21 protein-coding genes are annotated in these 18,626 nt (G+C 62.6%); 11 read left to right on the top strand and 10 right to left on the bottom strand.

Annotated features, from left to right (window positions below; all coding sequences use genetic code 11):
- Window positions 1-273: 273 nt before the first annotated feature.
- Window positions 274-519 (bottom strand): hypothetical protein, encoded by a 246-nt coding sequence (locus tag ACEWFR_RS17910; RefSeq protein ID WP_374062334.1) that lies wholly within the window; start codon window positions 517-519, stop codon window positions 274-276.
- Between the two features lie 186 nt (window positions 520-705).
- A complete protein-coding gene (locus tag ACEWFR_RS17905) occupies window positions 706-1,329 on the bottom strand; it encodes a hypothetical protein (protein ID WP_374062333.1) in 624 nt (207 codons plus the stop codon).
- 162 nt (window positions 1,330-1,491) lie between these two features.
- Here ACEWFR_RS17905 and ACEWFR_RS17900 point away from each other — a divergent pair, with 162 nt between their 5' ends.
- Window positions 1,492-1,740, top strand: coding sequence for a PRC-barrel domain-containing protein (locus ACEWFR_RS17900; RefSeq protein WP_374062332.1), 249 nt, complete (start codon window positions 1,492-1,494; stop codon window positions 1,738-1,740).
- A 172-nt stretch (window positions 1,741-1,912) separates the two neighbouring features.
- Here the strand turns inward: ACEWFR_RS17900 and ACEWFR_RS17895 are convergent, their stop codons facing one another.
- On the bottom strand, window positions 1,913-2,407 hold the full coding sequence (locus ACEWFR_RS17895; RefSeq protein WP_374062331.1) for an acyl-CoA dehydrogenase family protein: 495 nt from the start codon (window positions 2,405-2,407) through the stop codon (window positions 1,913-1,915).
- A 54-nt stretch (window positions 2,408-2,461) separates the two neighbouring features.
- Here ACEWFR_RS17895 and ACEWFR_RS17890 point away from each other — a divergent pair, with 54 nt between their 5' ends.
- The 3 genes from ACEWFR_RS17890 to ACEWFR_RS17880 all read left to right on the top strand — a co-directional run bounded on the left by ACEWFR_RS17890 (window position 2,462) and on the right by ACEWFR_RS17880 (window position 3,999).
- The gene (locus tag ACEWFR_RS17890) at window positions 2,462-2,680 is read left to right on the top strand and encodes a hypothetical protein (protein ID WP_374062330.1); all 219 of its coding nucleotides are present in this window, start codon (window positions 2,462-2,464) and stop codon (window positions 2,678-2,680) included.
- Window positions 2,681-2,802: 122 nt separating this feature from the next.
- Entirely contained in the window at window positions 2,803-3,438 is a 636-nt protein-coding gene (locus ACEWFR_RS17885) for an IS6 family transposase (RefSeq protein WP_374062329.1), read from the top strand.
- A gap of 99 nt (window positions 3,439-3,537) precedes the next feature.
- Window positions 3,538-3,999, top strand: coding sequence for a hypothetical protein (locus ACEWFR_RS17880; protein ID WP_374062328.1), 462 nt, complete (start codon window positions 3,538-3,540; stop codon window positions 3,997-3,999).
- 53 nt (window positions 4,000-4,052) lie between these two features.
- Here the strand turns inward: ACEWFR_RS17880 and ACEWFR_RS17875 are convergent, their stop codons facing one another.
- From ACEWFR_RS17875 to ACEWFR_RS17865, 3 genes are all read right to left on the bottom strand, one after another.
- The gene (locus ACEWFR_RS17875; protein ID WP_374062327.1) at window positions 4,053-4,850 is read right to left on the bottom strand and encodes a class I SAM-dependent methyltransferase; all 798 of its coding nucleotides are present in this window, start codon (window positions 4,848-4,850) and stop codon (window positions 4,053-4,055) included.
- Window positions 4,851-4,942: 92 nt separating this feature from the next.
- The gene (locus tag ACEWFR_RS17870; protein ID WP_374062381.1) at window positions 4,943-5,815 is read right to left on the bottom strand and encodes a deoxyribonuclease IV; all 873 of its coding nucleotides are present in this window, start codon (window positions 5,813-5,815) and stop codon (window positions 4,943-4,945) included.
- Between the two features lie 613 nt (window positions 5,816-6,428).
- Window positions 6,429-7,298: a biotin/lipoate A/B protein ligase family protein gene (locus ACEWFR_RS17865; protein ID WP_374062326.1), complete on the bottom strand. Its 870-nt coding sequence runs from the start codon at window positions 7,296-7,298 to the stop codon at window positions 6,429-6,431.
- A 167-nt stretch (window positions 7,299-7,465) separates the two neighbouring features.
- Here ACEWFR_RS17865 and ACEWFR_RS17860 point away from each other — a divergent pair, with 167 nt between their 5' ends.
- The 5 genes from ACEWFR_RS17860 to ACEWFR_RS17840 all read left to right on the top strand — a co-directional run bounded on the left by ACEWFR_RS17860 (window position 7,466) and on the right by ACEWFR_RS17840 (window position 12,572).
- A complete protein-coding gene (locus ACEWFR_RS17860; protein WP_374062325.1) occupies window positions 7,466-8,215 on the top strand; it encodes an MBL fold metallo-hydrolase in 750 nt (249 codons plus the stop codon).
- 272 nt (window positions 8,216-8,487) lie between these two features.
- On the top strand, window positions 8,488-9,396 hold the full coding sequence (locus ACEWFR_RS17855; RefSeq protein WP_374062324.1) for a serine/threonine-protein kinase RIO2: 909 nt from the start codon (window positions 8,488-8,490) through the stop codon (window positions 9,394-9,396).
- 1,022 nt (window positions 9,397-10,418) lie between these two features.
- Window positions 10,419-10,949 (top strand): hypothetical protein, encoded by a 531-nt coding sequence (locus ACEWFR_RS17850; protein WP_374062323.1) that lies wholly within the window; start codon window positions 10,419-10,421, stop codon window positions 10,947-10,949.
- Between the two features lie 221 nt (window positions 10,950-11,170).
- On the top strand, window positions 11,171-11,761 hold the full coding sequence (locus ACEWFR_RS17845; RefSeq protein WP_098725738.1) for a 50S ribosomal protein L15e: 591 nt from the start codon (window positions 11,171-11,173) through the stop codon (window positions 11,759-11,761).
- A gap of 376 nt (window positions 11,762-12,137) precedes the next feature.
- Window positions 12,138-12,572 carry a universal stress protein gene (locus ACEWFR_RS17840; protein WP_374062322.1) on the top strand — a complete coding sequence of 145 codons (435 nt, stop codon included), beginning with the start codon at window positions 12,138-12,140 and terminating at the stop codon, window positions 12,570-12,572.
- 120 nt (window positions 12,573-12,692) lie between these two features.
- Here the strand turns inward: ACEWFR_RS17840 and glmS are convergent, their stop codons facing one another.
- The 4 genes from glmS to ACEWFR_RS17820 all read right to left on the bottom strand — a co-directional run bounded on the left by glmS (window position 12,693) and on the right by ACEWFR_RS17820 (window position 17,028).
- Window positions 12,693-13,139: a methylaspartate mutase subunit S gene (gene glmS, locus ACEWFR_RS17835; RefSeq protein ID WP_374062321.1), complete on the bottom strand. Its 447-nt coding sequence runs from the start codon at window positions 13,137-13,139 to the stop codon at window positions 12,693-12,695.
- Between the two features lie 310 nt (window positions 13,140-13,449).
- Complete coding sequence (locus ACEWFR_RS17830; protein WP_374062320.1) at window positions 13,450-14,160, bottom strand: phosphoribosyltransferase family protein; 711 nt, start codon at window positions 14,158-14,160, stop codon at window positions 13,450-13,452.
- Window positions 14,161-14,374: 214 nt separating this feature from the next.
- Window positions 14,375-16,315 carry a threonine--tRNA ligase gene (gene thrS / locus ACEWFR_RS17825; protein ID WP_374062319.1) on the bottom strand — a complete coding sequence of 647 codons (1,941 nt, stop codon included), beginning with the start codon at window positions 16,313-16,315 and terminating at the stop codon, window positions 14,375-14,377.
- 320 nt (window positions 16,316-16,635) lie between these two features.
- Window positions 16,636-17,028 (bottom strand): hypothetical protein, encoded by a 393-nt coding sequence (locus ACEWFR_RS17820; protein WP_374062318.1) that lies wholly within the window; start codon window positions 17,026-17,028, stop codon window positions 16,636-16,638.
- A 237-nt stretch (window positions 17,029-17,265) separates the two neighbouring features.
- Between ACEWFR_RS17820 and ACEWFR_RS17815 the strand changes: the two genes are divergently transcribed.
- Together ACEWFR_RS17815 and ACEWFR_RS17810 are read left to right on the top strand one after the other, a co-directional pair.
- Window positions 17,266-17,976, top strand: a complete 711-nt coding sequence (locus tag ACEWFR_RS17815) for an HAD family hydrolase (RefSeq protein ID WP_374062317.1) — start codon at window positions 17,266-17,268, stop codon at window positions 17,974-17,976.
- Entirely contained in the window at window positions 17,973-18,614 is a 642-nt protein-coding gene (locus ACEWFR_RS17810) for a class II aldolase/adducin family protein (RefSeq protein WP_374062316.1), read from the top strand. Before ACEWFR_RS17815 ends, ACEWFR_RS17810 begins: the two co-directional genes overlap by 4 nt.
- Window positions 18,615-18,626: the final 12 nt, after the last annotated feature.

Raw genomic sequence — 18,626 nt, 5'->3', positions numbered from 1 at the left:
TCGCCGAAATTTCGGCCGACGTCGACTCCCGGTTCATCTTCTGATTCCGCTCGACGGCGGGCGGTCTTCCAGCCACCGATCGGCGGCGATCCGGTGGCATTTCGCTGTGATCGCTCGTAACCGCTCGAGTTCTACAACCTGAGTCAGCCCTCTCCTTCATCAGCGCCGTCGAGACCGTATCCTCGCGGTATCGCGACTGGTGCGTCTTTGCACAGTTCGACCAGACGGGGGAGTCAGTTTGCGGCTCGCGATGAGGTCGGGGGTAGTGAACGGCTACCGGGACAGGTAACTGATGAGCAAAAAGGCTGCCGCCACTCCGAAGACGCCCGGAAGCGCCCAGACGAACTCCGTGACGACCCGTTCCGGATCGAGGAAGGCGTTGAGAGTGAGATTCGCCCACCCCACTACCATGAAAATGAGTAGTGCCAGTAGACTCACCTGGAGAACGAGAAGGAGGTAGGACATGTCACCCTCCAGATTGTCCGTGCGAGACTCACTGTCCGTCTGGTTCGTAGACATACCTGTTCGAAGGTGAATGATCCATTTAACAGTTGTCGTGCTAACGTACCACATGGTATGGGTTCCATATGCACACCGACAGACCGAGTAATTCTGCCAGATTTTCCCGAAAACACCCGTCGCGACCCACTGTATGGGACGGCTGTCAGACGCTGGCTGGCTGTAATATCCGCTGACCAGTGCGAATCAGTACTCGAGGATCAGTCCGTACACCAGCCCGAGCGTCCCGCCGTAGAGGGCCCACGCGACGACGCCGACGAGGCCGCCGACCGTGACGTTGGGAATCGCCATCGGCACACCCATCGCGACCGTCAACCAGACGGGCACCAGAAAGAGGGAGAGGATCACGCCCACGACGACCCCGTAGCCGTTGCCGAGCGCGAGCGTCGTCGTCGTGAGCGCGGACCGCTTGAGCAGCGGGACGAGGACTTTCCGTAGGAGTCGGTTGCGACTCGAGAGCAGCATGACCGTCGAGACGAACGCGTCGATCGAACTCGAGACGAAGACGCTGAACGGCAGCGCGAACAGCACCCCGAGCGCGAACATCGCGAGCCAGCCGCCGTTCAGGGTCGGGACGCCGAAGATCGCACCGACCCGCCTGATCGCGTCGGTATCGTACAGCTGGATCACCAGCGCGGCCTGAAAGCCGCCGGCGAGCCCGCCCGCGACGGCGGCTTCGGTCTCTCGAGCGTCGAACTCGAGGGACTCGATCGTCTCGATGAGCGAGGCCGGCGCGAGGCGAGACGACGGCTCGTCGGGGTCGGCGTTCGAGCCAGCGTCGGGCCCGGTGCTGGCGTTGGAATCTGCCATCGTCGATGCCTATCCATCGGTCATCGGTGACGTGCCTCAGCCTTGTTCCGCGTATCCGCGGTGGTTTATACCGTCACGCGCGGTTGCCGGACATGATATCTAAACTAAGTTTATCGACTGGGAGACCAAAATCATTTACTACGGGATGTGGGCCGAAACCATATGAGCGAATTATTCGCGCGACGTCTCAGCGGCAAACCGATCGTCGGAATCGACGGCACCGACTACGGGACGCTCGCTACCATCACGATGGATCCCAAATCCGGCTCCCTCCGCGACCTCGTCGTCGACTCCGACAGCGGCCCGTCGTCCGTGATCACCAGCCTCTCTGACGATGACGGTCGACTGCGGATCCCCGTCAGCAACATCGAAACGGTGAACGATCGGATCGTCGTTCGATCCGACGGCTGACACGGTCTGTTGGAACGATGTCCCCGGAGCAACCGCAGGACGGTTCGCGATCGCTCCGGAAATGACTTACAACGGTCCGTGTGAGGGTCCAAGCAGCTCGCGGCATCGCAGCCGACGGGGCCGATGAAACCGAGAAAACCGATCGGAACCGAATCGCGAGCGAGCCGACCGCTCAGTAGGCGCTCATTCCGGTCAGCTCCTTGCCGACGATGAGCTTCTGGATTTCGGTGGTTCCGTCCGGGATCGTCATCACGCGGGCGTCCCGATAGTAGCGCTCCATGCGGTTCTCGAGGTCCAGCCCCGACGCGCCCAGCACCTGCAGCGCGTCGCTGGTCGCGTCGATCGACTGTTCGCAGGCGTACCCCTTCGCGAGCGAGGAGCGGAGTCGAGCGTCCGGATCCCCGTCGACGAGCGCTTCGGCGGCGCTGCGGGAGAGGCCGCGCGAGGTCTCGATCGCCGTCCGAACGTCGTAGAGCTTCTCCTGAACCAGCTGGTGCTGGCCGATCGGTTCGCCGAACGTCTCGCGCTCTTGGGCGTACGCCAGCGCGTCCTCGAACGCCGCCTCCATGATCCCGACCGCCATGAACGCCATCCCCGTTCGCATGAACGAGAACATGACGACTCGCTCGACCGGACCGAAGAGACGGTCAGCGATACCGTCGACCACACCGACGGAACGGTCAACGAAACGGTTGACCACGTCGAGAACACCACCGGAGACGTGACGGAGACGGTCACCAGCGAACCGAGCGAGTCAGACGAACGGCTCGTCGAATCGACCGAAGAGACGGGCGATCAGACGGCGGAGACCGTCAATGAGACCGGTGATCAAGTCGAAGAGACGGCCACCGAAACCGGTGATCACCTCGAGGAAACGACTGTGGAATCGACCGACTTCCTTCGAGAAACGACCGAGCCGCTGAGCTATAGTAGTCGTTGAAACGATTTACTCACCGCTTGCACTCGAGCGGCCAGCACCGTTCGTGCTGGCCGCTGATTCGCGAGCGGGGGTGCTGTTTCGTTAAGCGTGAAAAGTGAGGCGGTACGATTTTGTGGTGCTCTATGCCAAAAATCCACCGCCTCAGTGGATGTAGCGACTGGATCGATTTGAGTTTTGTGGAGCGAGAGCGGACACCGCGTCAGCTGATGGAGCTCGGTATTCGGCTCCATCTTGCAGGTCTCTCGCTTTCGAATACAGTTCGAGAATTAGAGAAGTTTGGTGTCGAACGGAGTCGCAAGGCAGTCCACGATTGGGTTCATAAGTGCGATCTACAGCCGGCAGAGGATGAGAAGCCGAATCACGTTGCGCTCGACGAGACAGTGATTCAACTCAACGAACATCGGTATTGGCTGTACACTGCTGTTGATCCGGAAACGAACAATATCCTTCATACACGGCTGTATTCGACGACTACGACCGCGTTGACAGAGCGATTCCTGCAGGAACTCACTGAGAAACATGACCTCGACGATGCCATGTTTCTCGTCGATGGAGCAAAACACCTCCAGACTGCACTCCGTCGATCTGGGCTCCGATTTCGATACGAAAAACATGGAAACCGGAACGCTGCTGAACGTGTCTTTCGTGAGATAAAACGACGTACCTCTTCGTTCTCAAACTGCTTCAGTCACACAAAACCATCAACAGCAGAGTCATGGCTCCAAGCCTTCGCCGTCTGGTACAATGCTACAAACTAAACACGACCCGAGCGGGAGTGCAATGACTTTCAACGACTACTATAGTATGCAGACGCACGCAATCGGAAGCGACGTTCAGAAACGTGGTGAGAGTGTGAGATGAGCGAATACGAGACGGTCGGCGTCGAAGCGAACGACACATCGATCGAGGCGGTCGACACGTGGATCGTCGTCGGTACCGCCACAGTCGGCGTTCTCGTCAATCTCACCGGACTGATGGTCCCGCTACTCACTCGTATCAGTGGGGGTGTCGTCGCCGGGTTCATCGCCGCGTACGCCGTCGGTCGAATCGTCCCCGGCATCGGTCACGCGGTGATCGCGAGCGCGATCGTCGGCGGAGTCGCTGGAACGGTGACGGCGTTCCTCGGGACGCTTCTCGGACTGTACAACGAACTGCCGCTGCTGGTACTCACGTCGATCGGCCCGATCAGCCCGATGCTCACGGGACTCGGACTGCCGAGCGTCGTTCTGATCGTGCTCGCCTTCTCGGTGCTGACCGCCATCGACGGGTTCGTCGGCGGACTGGTCGGTAGCGGGCTGCGAGCGCTTCTCCCCTGGTGAGACGGATCACAACGCGTCCATCGCTACCGCTCGACTCCCGTGTCGAAACCGGACTAGGCGACCCGCCCGACGGTGACGAAAAACGGGACCGTTTCCGCGCGACGATACTCCTTCGCCCCCATCTGCTCGACGACGGTTCGCCCCATCTCCCGCCACGAACTGCGGAGGTCGTCGTACTCCGACTCGGTCACCGCCCCCGAGAGGATGGTCTCCCGGTCGTCGGCCAGCCCGTCGCCGGTCGCCTTCCGGCGGGCCGCCATCAGCGCGCCGTCGCTGTACGGCGGTTCGACCGTTCGAACGTGGTCGTACCGGCGAGTTTCGAGCACCTCGAGCCCCGCCGTCTCGAACGCGTCGCGAGCGCCGGCCCCGAGCGCCACGTCCGTGTCCACGCCCTCGAGGTAGGCCCGCCGCGCCCGTCGCTCGAGTCGGCCTTCCGCGTCGACGCTCGAGTCGATCTCGACCGCGGCGTTGTCGGGTTCGACGGCCGCGACGAGGTCGGTGGAGACGCGTACGAACTCCTCGAGCGCGGCCGCGGGATCGGGGAGGTTGATCAGGAGTGCCTGACAGACCACGAGATCGAAGGTATCGTCGGGAAACGGTAGCTGAACGGCGTCGCCGGCAACGGTGGGAACGTGCTCGCTCGCGACCGCGAGCAGGTCGGAATCCGCGTCACAGCCGATCACCTCGCCCGGCGACTCTGTCGCGAGGACGCGGCTCAACTCGCCGGTTCCACAGCCCACGTCCAGAACCCGGTCGCGAGAGTCGAGGGCGAGCGGCTCGAGCGCGTCGCGGGAATCGGCCCACATCCCCTCGCGGGTCCGACTGAGATAGGATTCGGAGAACTCGCGCACGGACGGCGTTTCGAGCGTCTCGAGTAAAAACGGGTCGATTTCTCGGATCCGCTGCAAGTCTGTGACGTTCGGCGCTACCCTGGCGATTTTGGCTACTCGTCGTCGCGAAGCTCTTTGACCCGCTGAATGTTCCACGCGAAGCCGCGGCCGTCCTCCGTCGGCGTCTCGAGCGCGAAGGGGAGCTCCCGAAGATCCGGATGGTTCACGATGGCCTTCATCCCGTCCTCGCCGATGTAGCCCTCGCCGATGTGGGCGTGCTCGTCCTTGTGCGTGCCCACGTCGTGTTTCGAGTCGTTGAGGTGGATGTACTCGAGGTGCTCGAGTCCGACTACGTCGTCGAAGCGGCCGATGGTCTCGTCGACAGCCTCGGGCGTCGTCAGGTCGTTGCCCGCGACGAGCGTGTGGGCGGTGTCGATGCAGATGCCAATATCGGTCTCGGTGCGGTCGATGATCCCCGCGAGGTGCGCGAACTCGCCGCCCAGCTTGGTCCCGCTGCCCGCGTCGGACTCGATGAGGATCCGAACGTCGTCGGGCACCTCGAGGTCGTCGATGACGCTCGCGGCGTTGTCCAGTCCGCCCTCGACGCCCGCGCCGGTGTGGGCTCCGAGGTGGACGTTGACGTACGGAATCCCGAGTCGTTCGGCGGCGTCGAGTTCCGCCTGCATGCTCTCCATGGATTTCCGGCGGAGGTCGTCTTTCGGCGTGCAGAGATTGACGAGGTAAGCCGAGTGGATGACCCACGGCCCCTCGAGTCGGTCGTCGCTCGCTTCCCGGAAGCCCGCGGCCGCCTCGTCGCTGATCTCGGGCTGTGCCCAGACCTGCGGCGAGGTGGTAAACACCTGCCCACAGTTGCCGCCAAAGGCGGTCTGGCGGTGGACCGCGTTGCGGAGATCGTCATAGGGCGGTGTTTCCTCGTCGGACGAGACGCGCGAACCGGAGATCGAAACGTGTGCGCCGACCTTCATCGTCATGGATTCCCGTCAGTACCGGGTCGTGATAGGTATAACGGAGCGCCTCGAGTTCGGACGGCATCTCCATATCGGCCAATAGACGTGCGGTGGCGCGTGCCGCGCTACGGTTCGCCACTGGCGAACCGTCGATCGAATCCGCGCGAGGTCTTCGTGAACGAGTGAACGAAGGCGTGGAAGACGGAAGCGTCTTCCTGTGGATGAGCGAGGGATGTATGACCGAGCGAATCGGCTGGGGAGGGTGTGGAAATACCTATAGTAGTCGTTGAAAGTCATTGCACTCCCGCTCGCGAATCAGCGGCCAGCACGAACGGTGCTGGCCGCTCGAGTGCAAGCGGTGAGTAAATCGTTTCAACGACTACTATAGCTGCCAGTATGAGAACCGGTGATCGATTCCGAACTGCCTGGTTAAATCATACCGGAGTAACGGCTGTCACCTGCTTCTGGCAACTAGGGATACCACGTCCACCCCAGCCGATTCGCTCACTCCGTTCGCTCATCCCTCGCGCGGTGTTCTCCTGCGATTCACTGATCGTTCATCGCAGGACAGCACGCGCCACCGCAGCAATCGTTCGAGCCCGTCTACGAGACGCCGGTCGATCGCCGACGGTCACTGGTTGTCCACCTCGAGCACCTCCCGATTCCGAACCCACGCATCAGAACCGAACTTCCGGTCGGCGAGGTCCCGAGCAGCCTCGAGTTCGCCGTCGTTCCAAGTCGACTCCCCGGCGTCACACCAGTCCTGCAGTGCCCCGGCGATCGTCGCAACCGCGTCGTCGCGATCAATCCCCACTTCGTCATGAATGCTCATCACCCGATCGGTGAACGTCGATTCCGCGAGTTCGGTATCGAAGACACCGACGTGTTTCCGGGGCTCGAGATCGTAGCTGATCGACCCGTGCTGGATGACGACATCGCGCTGGCGGTACTGGGCGTTGCCGCTGATCTTTCCCGCGCTCGCGTTTGCGCCCGCCCCCGCGGGCGCGACGATGTCGTGTGCCGGATTGATGTCCCGCAGATAGCACGAGGGCTGATAGATCGCGTCCTGTTCGGCCGACGCGAAGGCGGCGTCGACGCCCATCCGGTCGAACGCCTCGAGAATGGGTTTGCAGAACAGTTCGTAACAGTCCATCAGGTTCCCCGGAACCTCGTCGGCGGGAGCCACGATCGTGTACGAAATATCGGCGTCCCGATCATGATAGATGCCGCCGCCACCGGTCTGGCGACGGGTAACGTCGATCCCCTCCCGTTCGCAGAACGCCCAGTCGACCGTGTCGGCATCCTGCCGGTACCCCAACGAGAGCGTGCTCGGCTCCCACGAGTACGTGCGGACGGTTCGAACGTCGTCCTCGAGAGCCGTTCGTGCGGCGATCTCCTCGAGGGCCATCTGCGTCGCTCCATTCCGGGGTTCATCCCGGATCAGTCGCCAGTCCCGATCCGCGAGGTCCGTATCGGTCGAACGGTCTGTGGCGTCGCTCATACCTCCCAGTCGCACTCGAGGGGGTTAGAGGTAGGGTTCGGACGGCCCGTGGACCTGGCTCCGGAACGGAACTGTGTCCGCAGACGGGTCACCTGCGTGTTCGATTCCCAGTTCCCAAGAACAGCTCGAGGTGTTTATTTTCTGCCGTGAATTCGGTCAGCGTATCGATGGCGATGATCTCGGAACGCGTTGCGGACGGCGTCTACCGGTGCGGAAGCAAGCGAGTGAACTGGTACCTCCTGGAGACGGCCGACGGCATCACGGTCGTCGATACCGGCTTTCCGGCACACTGGGAACAGTTCGACAGTCAACTCGAGACGATGGGCTACGGCGTGGCGGACGTCGACGCCTGCATACTGACGCACGCCCATCCCGATCACGCGGGGTTCGCCGAGCGACTCCACAGGGAAGCCGGGGTCCCGGTGTGGGTCCACGAAGCCGACGTCGCACACGCTCGAGGCGACGCCGAGGTGCCCCTCACCGAGGGACTCGTTCGCCTCTGGCGGCCGGAACTCGCCCGATACGCGGTCGAATTCGTGCGCTCGGGTGGCCTCTCTGTCCCGCCACTGACGACGTTTCGGACGGTCGTGGACGGCGAGACGCTCGACGTGCCGGGTTCGCCGCGAGTCGTTCACACCCCCGGTCACAGCGAGGGACACGTCGCGTACCACTTCCCGGAGCAGGAGGCCCTCTTCTGCGGCGATGAACTCGTCACGACCGATTTCGTCGCCGGTCGCGGCCACCGGCCGCAACTGCTCGCCGACTGGTTCAACCCGGATCACGACCGCGCGTATGAGTCGCTGTCCCGACTCGAGTCGATCGGCGAGGTCCTTATCCTGCCGGGCCATGGCGAGCCGTGGCACGGTCACACCGAGACGGCCGTCGAACTCGCTCGAGAGCGAGAAAAACGGAAGTAACGATTCATCCGCGAACAGCGATACCCGTCAAACCGACGCCCGTTCGTCGAGAGCACGCTGAAATCCGACACGAACACGCACAGTGAACGGACTGCCATCCGGAGGAAGGAGGACGGTAGGTGGCTGATTTGGTATACCGGTATATGATTTATAGTATGATGGCGTGTCAGTAGCCCAGCCGACGAGAGCGATGGACACGACTCCCTCGCCGACTGTGACGCACTCGGGCGCTCGTCACGCCGTTTTTACGTACCCGGCGGCTATCCACCCGTATGGTGCGCAACGTCGCCGGGTTACTCCCGGAACTCGAGGCGGAGGACTTCTATCTCCTCTCGGGGGTCGAACAGGGGATGCGGTTCTCCGAGTGGGTCCAGCGGGAGAAGCTCCCGAAGTTCTCCGATCTGAGCGAGGAGGAAGTCGAGTATCGACTCGGGCGCTGTCTCGAGCGCGGACTGATCGAGAAGAAGACGATCCAGTACGAGGGGTACACCCTCCAGTTCGAGGGCTACGATACCCTGGCCCTGCGAGCGCTCGTCGAACAGGACATCATTTCCGAGTTCGGCTCGCCGCTGGGCGTCGGCAAGGAGAGCGACGTCTACGAGGTCAAGTCGTACAAGCCACTGGCGCTGAAGTATCACCGCGAGGGCTATACGAACTTCCGGAAGGTCCACAAGGAGCGCGATTACACATCGGAGAACGACCACGTCTCCTGGATGTACACCGCCCGAAAGGCCGCCGAGCGCGAACACGGCATCCTCGAGGAACTCTATCCCGATGTCGCGGTGCCACAGCCGATCGGCCAGAACCGCCACGCCATCGTGATGGAGAAGATGGACGGCGTCGAGCTTTCCCAGACCCGACTCGAGGACGAGCAAGTCCTGGGCGTCCTCGATCTCCTGCTCTCTGAGGTCTCGCGCGCGTACGCGAAGGGGTATGTCCACGCCGACATGAGCGAGTACAACGTCTTCGTCAACGAAGAGGGCGTGACGGTCTTCGACTGGCCCCAGGCAGTTCCGACGGACCACGAGAACGCCGACGAGTTCCTCCGGCGCGATCTGACCAACATCGTCGGTTACTTCCGGCGCAAGTACCCCCAGCACGTCCCCGACGAACTCGAGAGCGACGAACTCGCCGAAGCAATCGACGACGACTCGTTCGAGACAGTCGCCGAATTCGTCTGAGACCCCTGATTTTCTGCAAGTGGCGGTTCGAGCTGATTCCCCCCGATACCGGAGCCGTGCGTCTCGACTCCGTCTACGGGGTGTCGGAGTCGGGGTATCGGACGGATACCGCCGGAAACGACAGTGAGTGGACGATCGCCGCGAAAAGCGCTCTCCGCCCCAATCAGTACACGGCTCGCCCACCCGACGGCTTCGAGCAGCGTTTCGAAATCGGTCGCGCAGCGTGAATCGACGGAATTCGGCTCTCCATTCGGGCCAATAAATTTCATATCGCTATATGAAATCCGGAAACGGGTGATACTCGCCCGTTCGAGCAGCGGGCGTTCGAAACGCTCGAGTACCGTCTCAGGCTGCCATCCCGGCGGACCCCGGTCGTGGCTCCGGATTAGCGGGGTGCTCGAGACCGCGAAGCTGGTCGGACGCGCGGGCGGTAGTCGCGATGGTGTACACTGTGACGACTGCAGCGATTCCGAGGCCGAACAGGCGAAGGCGACTTCCCCGGGTCAGCGTCCAGCTGCTTCACGCCCGGACGACGTTCTGATCTTCGATCGTGACGAACGCGCTCCAGTAGCAGCGGCTGACGAAAGACACGTGAGAAATACGCACCAGCCCGTATATAGTGGCTACTACACAAACCCCGAATATCGGCGCCCCAACCGCTTTATCAGTCCAAAACAAGATATAGAGAGCTGTACTGTCGGATCGGTTTTGGGTAAATAGTAACAACTGCAACTAGTTACACACTGATCGCACAGCTGTCGTGCGATCAGGTGTGCATTGACTTGCAGTGGCTACTATAATTAGCGGCACTATCGCTATGAGAGACGCCCGACTACACGTTCGTCCGCGGCGGCGGTTTACGCGACACTCACACGGAAGACAGGACGATCAGACGGAACCGCTTCCGTGTGCATCCGTGTAAGAAGTCCGCTCTCGGTTCCTGGCAGCCGGTCACTTCCAGTGTGTGTCTCGAAACCCGATGAATGGAGACCTTGATCAGGATCAGCTCCGTAGCCCAACATATGAGTGGCACTCACAAGCAAGATATCGACAGCATCGGTATCTGGGGCGGTGGCGTCACGAGTGGACTCATCGCCGGTATCGCTATGGGGCTGGTCCTTCACCTGGGCGGGAACCAGATCGAACTACTCGGCGGACTCGCAACGGAGCCCAGCACGGCGATCGGCGTCGGCTGGACGATTCACCTGATGATCAGCGTCGTTTTCGGGCTGCTGTTCGCCGCCGTCGCCTCGAGGTCGTTCGTCCGGCAGCAGATCGGCTCGTTCGGCGATTACATCATCATGGGGCTCGTCTTCGGTGCGGTCATCGGGCTCTTCGCCGGCGGCGTCGTGTTTCCACTGGCGATGGAACGGGCCGGCGTCGCGGCATTGCCGCTGCCGTTCCTCCCCGTTTCGGGAGCCACAGGAGAACTCGTCAGCGCGCTCGTGTTCGGCCTCGGCCATCTCGTCTACGGGCTGGTCCTTGGAGTCGTCTTCGCGACGATCAACGGGATTACGCCCGGCGGCGTTCGCGAGCGCGTCCCGGTGCGGTAATCCGTCGGCGCGATAGGCGGGCGTTCGCCCGTCTCGCTGGAACCATTCCGGATCGGAGTTCGAAGCCCTTATACTCGAGAGTTGGGTAGGTTCGGTAGACTCGCTGGTTCGCGCGGGCATCAGCGGGCACCTGTACGACGTCACGTCACAGGTCGGGATGTGATCCGCGGGGCGCGCGCCCCGGTCAGGATTGAACCACGCAACGCCCGCGGGTGAATACAATGGCAAAAAGCTTCTATTCCCACATCAAGGACGCATGGAAGGACCCCGACGACGGCAAGCTCGGGGAACTGCAGTGGCAGCGCAAGCAGGAGTGGCGCGATCAGGGCGCGATCGAACGGATCGATCGCCCGACGCGACTCGACAAGGCGCGCGAACTCGGCTACAAGGCGAAACAGGGCATCATCGTGACCCGGGTCTCGGTCCGCAAAGGGACCGCCCGGAAACAGCGACATAAGGCCGGTCGGCGCTCGAAGCGCCAGGGTGTCAACCGCATCGGGCGGCGCAAGAACATCCAGCGCATCGGTGAAGAGCGCGTCTCCCGGAAATATCCCAACCTGCGCGTACTCAACAGTTACTGGGTCGGGGAAGACGGCTCGCAGAAGTGGTTCGAGATGATCCTCGTGGATCCGAACCACCCCGCGATCGAGAACGACGACGATCTCAACTGGATCTGCGACGACGACCACACGAACCGCGCGTTCCGCGGACTCACCAACGCCGGCAAATCGAACCGAGGCCTCAACAACCGCGGTAAAGGCGCAGAGAAGGTCCGCCCGTCCAACAACGGCGGCAAAGGCCGCGCGAAGTAACGCGGACAGTCATCGCAGCCGATTTCACGTCGATTTTTCTGCGCTTCGACTCGAGCGCGATCGCACAGTCACCAGTTCGCCGACCCCGACAGCATCGCCGAGCGCCGGCCACGCGATGGTCGAGACGGGCACTACGTGACCCACTGTCGTGCCAGCAATATGCCGTGTTCTCAGGTCGCCGCGTTCTCGATCGATCGCGTCCAGGTGCTCGATCAGGAGGGCCGGGTCGACGAGTCCGTTGGGGCACCCATCGAACGGGTAACGGGGATCGAATTTGGACGGCAATCGAATGCGTACTCGCTCCGTCGGAGTATCCGATTCCCAACTCGCCGGGTCCAGAGGTGGACTTATTCCATCAGCGCGCGTACCATCTCGTATGGCACAACACGTTCTCGTGGCGGTCGACGACTCGAATCAGTCTACTGAAGCGCTCGAGTTCGCCTGTACGGAGTATCCGGAGGCAACGATCACCGCGCTCTACGTCCTCGATCCGGGCGATTTCTACGCGGTCAGCGGCATCGAAGGGACCGCGATGGCGAACTACGACGAGGTACAGGGCCACCACGAGGAGCGAGCCGAAAACATCCTCGAGACGGCGCGCGAACAGGCGGCCGAACACGGCGTCGAACTCGAGACGGAGCACATCCTCGGGGGCGTTTCGCGATCGATCGTGGATTACGCCGCCGAACACGACATCGACCACATCGTCGTCGGCAGCCACGGCCGGACGGGCGCGAGTCGAATCCTCCTCGGCAGCGTCGCGGAGACGGTCGCCCGCCGGTCGCCGGTGCCAGTGACGATCGTTCGGTGATCGTTCGTCGCCGTCGGAGTCCGTACTGCAAACACTGACAGCGAATATACGGCGTAGCGGGCGCAGCAACTGCTGGTCAAGTAGTGTGACGTGAAACGGAACGATAAGAGACGGGGCCGATTAGACCGAGACGGTCTGGCCTTCCTGTTCGGATTCGGTCGAGCGCATGTCCAGATCGGCCTTCAGGGCCTCGATGGCCTCCTCGGGGTCGGTTTCGGAGTCAAAGACCCGATCGAAGCCCATCTTCCGGAAGAACGACCGCGTCTCGTCGAAGTCGTCCTGTCCGACGGCGAGATTGCCGCCGATGTAGGTCGTGACATCGATGTCGGATTCGGCAATTCGCTGGTGGAAGCCCTCGCAGTCCTGTTTGGCGTGGCCGTAGAGCGATGAGACGAGTACAGCCTCGGCGTCGTTGGCGGACGCGGCTTCGACGAACTCCTCCTGGGAGCTCTGCACGCCCAGGTTGACAACGTCAAATCCGGCTGCCTCCAGCGCCTGTTCCAGGATGGTAATCCCGACGACGTGTGCGTCGGACCCGATCACGCCGAGGATAACTGTCTTCGTCATGTGCGTACCTCCACTAACTGGCGGCACCACTATAAACCTAATGATTAATAATGTGCTAACCGTTCGCACGGTTCCCCTCGGGCGATTACTCGGCAGCTGTTGACGAACGAATCGATCGACGAGCCGTCCGTTCGGTCTCGAGGATGATCGCCGTCCGATCGTCACGTCGGGGATCGAAACTCGAGTCACTCGGGCACCCGGTCGGGCGGATTGCCGTACCGGGTTCCTGGCGCAACTGCGGCCGTCCGACTGCGGCTTCCGACTGCGGCCGTCCAACGACTGAACTGAACACGATGGACAGCAGTCCGTATCAGACGCTGACGAGCGAGCCGATCGGGGCGTCGGTGCGTTCGCGGGCGCGCCGAATGCCGTCCTCGCCGGCAGCGATGAGCGCGAAGACGCCGGCGACCTCGGCCTCGGCGGTGTGGGCGATGTCCAAGAGGAGTTCCTGAGTCTCGCCCGAGCGAATGAGGTCGTCGACGACCAGTACCGATTCGCCCGGATCGATCGCGGAGGCGGGCAGATAGTAGGTGAGTTCGATTCCGGACTGGAGTCGCTGGCGGGCCTCGATGAACTCCTCGACGGCGGTCTCCTTTTGCTTTTTCGCGTAGGCACACCGGACGCCGTAGTAGCTCGCGAGCGCGGCCGCGAGCGTGATCCCGTCGGTCGCGGCGGTGAGGACGACGTCGGGTCGCTCGAAGTCGAAACCGTTGGCCACGACCGGGGCGGCCAGATCGAGGAAGGGCTGATCGAAGACGGTCGCCGAATTGTCCACGTATCCCTCGTCGTCGACGCGGATGCGCGCGTCGAGCTCCTCGGCTAACGCCTCCCGGCCGAGCTCGTCGACGACCTCGCGCGCGCGATCGGTACCGGGAAGGACGTGCCCGTTGACGTATCGGTTGAGATCGCCCGCAGGCAGCCCCGTCGTCTCGGCGAGTTCGTCGTAGGTCCGCGTCTCCTTCAACATCCGCAACACGTCGACGGCCCGCAACTGGAGGGCTGCCTTCTCGGCTCTGTTCATACGGATATGCACGATTCCGCAACTATGGGTATTACGATCGAATTCCACTCGTGAAATCAGCACGAATGTGGTTCGTACTCAGGCGGGGAGTGTCTCACTCGAGTGATTCCGAACGAGCGACCGAGAGGGCCGAACGAACCGCCGATGCTTCAGAACGAGCGGCTACTGTGGTACCACACTGGGAGACAAAAACCGAAAAACGGGGTAGTGGTCGTTACTGCAGGAAGTCCGGTTCGGTCCGCTGTTCCTCGATTTCGTCCTCGAGATGGCTCTGGAACGCCTCGATCGCAACATCGTACTCCTGGTCCTCGAAGCGGTCCCGGACCGAGATATTACCGTCGTCTTCCTCGTTGTCGCCGACGATGATCTGATAGGGCACTCGATCGTCGTGGGCGGCGCGGATCTTCCGCTCTAGGGTGCTGTCGCGGCCGTCGACCTCGACGCGGAAGTCGTCGAACTCGTTGGCGACGCGGTGGGCGTAACCAAGATTGTCGTCGGAGATGGGCAGCACGCGGACCTGTTCGGGCGCGAGCCAGAGCGGGAACCGACCCTCGTAGTGCTCGATGAGCATCATGAAGAACCGCTCGTAGCTGCCGTACAGCGCGCGGTGGATCATGACGGGGCGGTGTTCCTCGTTGTCCTCGCCGACGTAGTTCAGGTCGAAGCGCTCGGGCATGTTGAAGTCCAACTGGACCGTCGGGCCGTCCCACGAGCGGCCGATCGCATCCTCGAACGCGAAGTCGATCTTCGGCCCGTAGAACGCCCCGTCACCCTCCTCGATCTCGTACTCGTGGCCGTGAGAGTCGAGGACGCTCTCGAGTTGCTCCTCGGCGCGGTCCCAGATTTCGTCGCTCCCGACCGACTTCTCGGGGCGCGTGGCCAGTGCCATCTCGTACTCGAGGTCGAACGTATCCAGTACGTCCGTGATCATGTCCATGATCTGTTCGACTTCCGACTTGATCTGCTCGGGGCGGACGAAGAGGTGGCCGTCGTCGATCGTGAAGGCCCAGACCCGCGAGAGCCCGGAGAGTTCGCCGCGTTGCTCTTTGCGATAGACCTTCCCGTTTTCCGCATAGCGGATCGGCAGGTCGCGGTAGCTCCAGGAGTGATCCTGAAAGATGGCGGCGTGGCCGGGACAGTTCATCGGCTTCAGGCCGAACTCGTCGTCGCCGACGTCGAAGATGAACATGTCGTCCTGATAGTTCTCGTAGTGACCCGAGCGGTGCCAGAGGTCCGTCTTGAAGACGTGGGGCGTCTCAACGTAATCGTAGCCTGCGTCTTCGTTGAGATCCTCGACGAATCCCTCGAGTTCCTTGAGCACGGTCTTCCCGGCGGGATGATAGAGCGGCAGGCCGGGCCCCGTCACGTCCTGAATCGAGAAGAGATCCATTTCGTTTCCGATCCGGCGGTGATCGCGCTTCTCGGCTTCTTGCTTGCGATTGAGGAAGTCTTCGAGGTCGCTCTCGTCCTCGAAGGCGGTGCCGTAGATGCGCGTCTGCATCGTGTTCTCCTCGTCGCCGCGCCAGTAGGCGCCCGCGATCTCGAGCAGTTCGACGGCACCGATCTCGCCCGTCGACTCGACGTGTGGGCCGGCACAGAGGTCCTCCCACTCGCCCTGCCTGTAAAACGTGACCGTGTCTCCCTCCTCGGCGAACTCAGCGAGGAGTTCGAGCTTGTAGGACTCGTCGGCCAGTCGTTCCTCGGCCTCCTCGATCGAGACGACCTCACGCTCGATCTCGAAGTCCTCGGCGATGATCTCTTCCATTTCGTCCTCGAGGTCGGCGAGATCTTCCTCGTCGATATCGAGGTTGTCGAAGTCGTAGTAGAAGCCCTCGTCCGTCGGCGGGCCGATGGCGAGGTCGACGTCGTCGTAGTGGCGTTCGACGGCCTGGGCGAGACAGTGCGAGGCGGAGTGGCGCATGACCTGCAGGTACTCCTCGGATTGGTCCGTGACGATCTCGAGTTCGGCGCCGTCGTAGACCGGTTGCTCCTTGGCGACGAGTTCGCCGTCGAGTTTGCCGGCGACCGTGTCGCTGCCGAGTCCGGGGCCGATCTCGTAGGCGCAGTCCTCGACCGTCGCGTCTTCGGCGACCTCGAGTTCCGATCCGTCGGGTAGTACGACCGCTATCTGCCGCTGTGAATCTGATTCTGACATGACTGTGGATGTGGTGAAAATCCCGGTGGCGTGTCCGCGCCGTCCCGCACATGGTCGGCCGTGGCCGACACAATACGCGGTAGGTGGGAATTAGAAACGGGCAAACGCCCCTGTAAAGCGGACACCTACCATCGTGGCTACGGCTACTCTCGAACGGAATAAAAGCGTTGTGATGGGGCTTGGACGGCGATGTGGTTGCCGTCGCTCGAATGGGAGTCGGCGGCGAACTACCGCACTCGACCGCAGACTGTCAGTACGCAATCGAATTCCAACGGAGGCGAAGCGGGCGAGCGAACGAGAACGCAACTCGGAGTGTGCGGTCACCGGTCATCGACGGAGAGACGTATCCGGTTCCGTTCCGGTATCGGACGCTCGTTCCGATGCTCGTCTATCAGTTCGAGAAGCGGCCTCATGTCCTCGAATCGCTGGCCTCGCGTGACGACGTGATCGTCCCGATCCCACTCGATAAAGCCGTCCGAAGCCAGTTTCGGCAGGTGAACGTGGTGCTTCCGGAGCAGTTCCACGTCCGCGTCCACGTTCTCGCCGGATCCGGAGAGATACGTGCGGAGCAATCCCCCGTCTGCTTCGGCGATCTGTCGAGAAATGCCAGTCAGTTTGGAGATGCGGAGCCGATCTCGGTCCAGTAACTCGACTAATAGCTCACGCCGGCGAACGTCCGCCAACGCCTCGAACATCTCGTCATCGTCGATCATCAAGTATCCCCTCGAGTTCCGTTTAGAGCCGGCGTTATCTTAAAAATATGATGTTTTCACGAACCCACGTCGTTTTGATTAACAGAGTAACAGAACCGCGGCGACCAGTTCCCGCTGAACGTGCCAGTCCGGACGTCTGCCGATCCGATTCGGCCGTGGAATCGCCTTCGCGCCCCCTCATCGCCGCATCGCTCTCGGGACCGGTACTCGTTTTTCGCGTCCCGTCGATAGGCCGGTATGAGCGTCAACGCCGTTCTCTTCGACTTCGACGATACGTTCTATCCCTACTCGCCGTGTAACGAGGCGGGAAAGGACGCCGCTCGAGCGACCGCACGGGACCGCGGCTACGAGTTCGACCGCGAGTCGTTCGAAGCGTTCTACCAGATGGGACGCCGCGCGACGAAGCGCGAGTTCCCCGGGACGGCGGCCTCCCACGAGCGCGTCCTCTACTTCAAACGCGCCCTCGAGCGCCGCGTCGGTCGCCCGAGACCGGCGGACGCGCTCGCGCTCGGTGAGGCCTACTGGGGGGCGTATATCGACGAAATGGCGCTCTATCCCGGGGTCGAGCGAACCCTCGAGACGCTGCGCGAAAACGGGATCGACGTCGCCGTCGTCACGAATCTCACGACGCGCGTCCAACTCGAGAAGCTCGCCGCGCTGGGACTCGAGTCCTCCATCGACCTGTTGCTCACCTCCGAAGAGACCGGCCGGGAGAAGCCGGGGTCGGTCATGTTCACGCTGTCCCTGTCGCGACTCGAGCGGCGGCCGTCGGAGGCGGTGATGGTGGGCGACGATATCGAGGCGGACATCGCGGGCGGGAACGCCGTCGGACTGGAGACGGTGCTGTTCGACCCCGACGGCGACCGCGACGGCGAGGCGCTCGAGGGGAATCGCCGGCCGGATCACAGGATAGATTCGTTCGCGGCGCTACCGGAGGTGATACTGTGATCCTCGAGTCCCAGCGGCGAGCGGTGGTCGAGCACGCGACGGAACTCGCCGCGCTGACGCCCGGCCGGACGGGGAATCTGAGCGTCCGCGACGGTGCCGACGGCGACGCCTTCGCGGTCACGCCCACCGGCGTCCCCTACGACAGTTTCGACGTCGACGACGTCCCGGTCGTCGGCGTCGACGGCGACCGGCGCGGCGGCGAGATGGCCCCGAGCAGCGAGGTCCCGATGCACGCCGCGATCTACCGGCGCGAAGACGTCGGCGCGATCGTCCACACCCACTCGCCGTGGTCGACCGCGATGGCCGTCGCACACGAGCCGCTGCCGCCGATTCACTATATGATCGTCGCGGTCGGCAAGCGCGTCCCGGTCGCCGAGTACGCGCCGTACGGCACCGACGAACTGGCCGAACGTATCGTCCGCGCGATGGACGAGGCCGACGCGACGGCGACGTTCGTCGAGAACCACGGCCTCGTCGTCACCGCGTCGGACGTCGAGACCGCCCTCGAGAACACCCACCACGTCGAGAGCCTCGCTCGACTCTACCTCGAGACCCGAGCGGCCGGACTCGAGCCCCAGACGCTGTCGGACGAGCAGTTGGAGACGGTGCTCGAGCAGTTCGAATCCTACGGGCAGTGAACGGCCGTTCCG

The organism is Natrinema sp. H-ect4, from assembly GCF_041894845.1.
In the GTDB taxonomy this organism is placed as follows: Archaea; Halobacteriota; Halobacteria; order Halobacteriales; family Natrialbaceae; genus Natrinema.
Note: the sequence above shows the minus strand (reverse complement) of the source record. Positions and strands in the feature narration are given on the sequence as shown.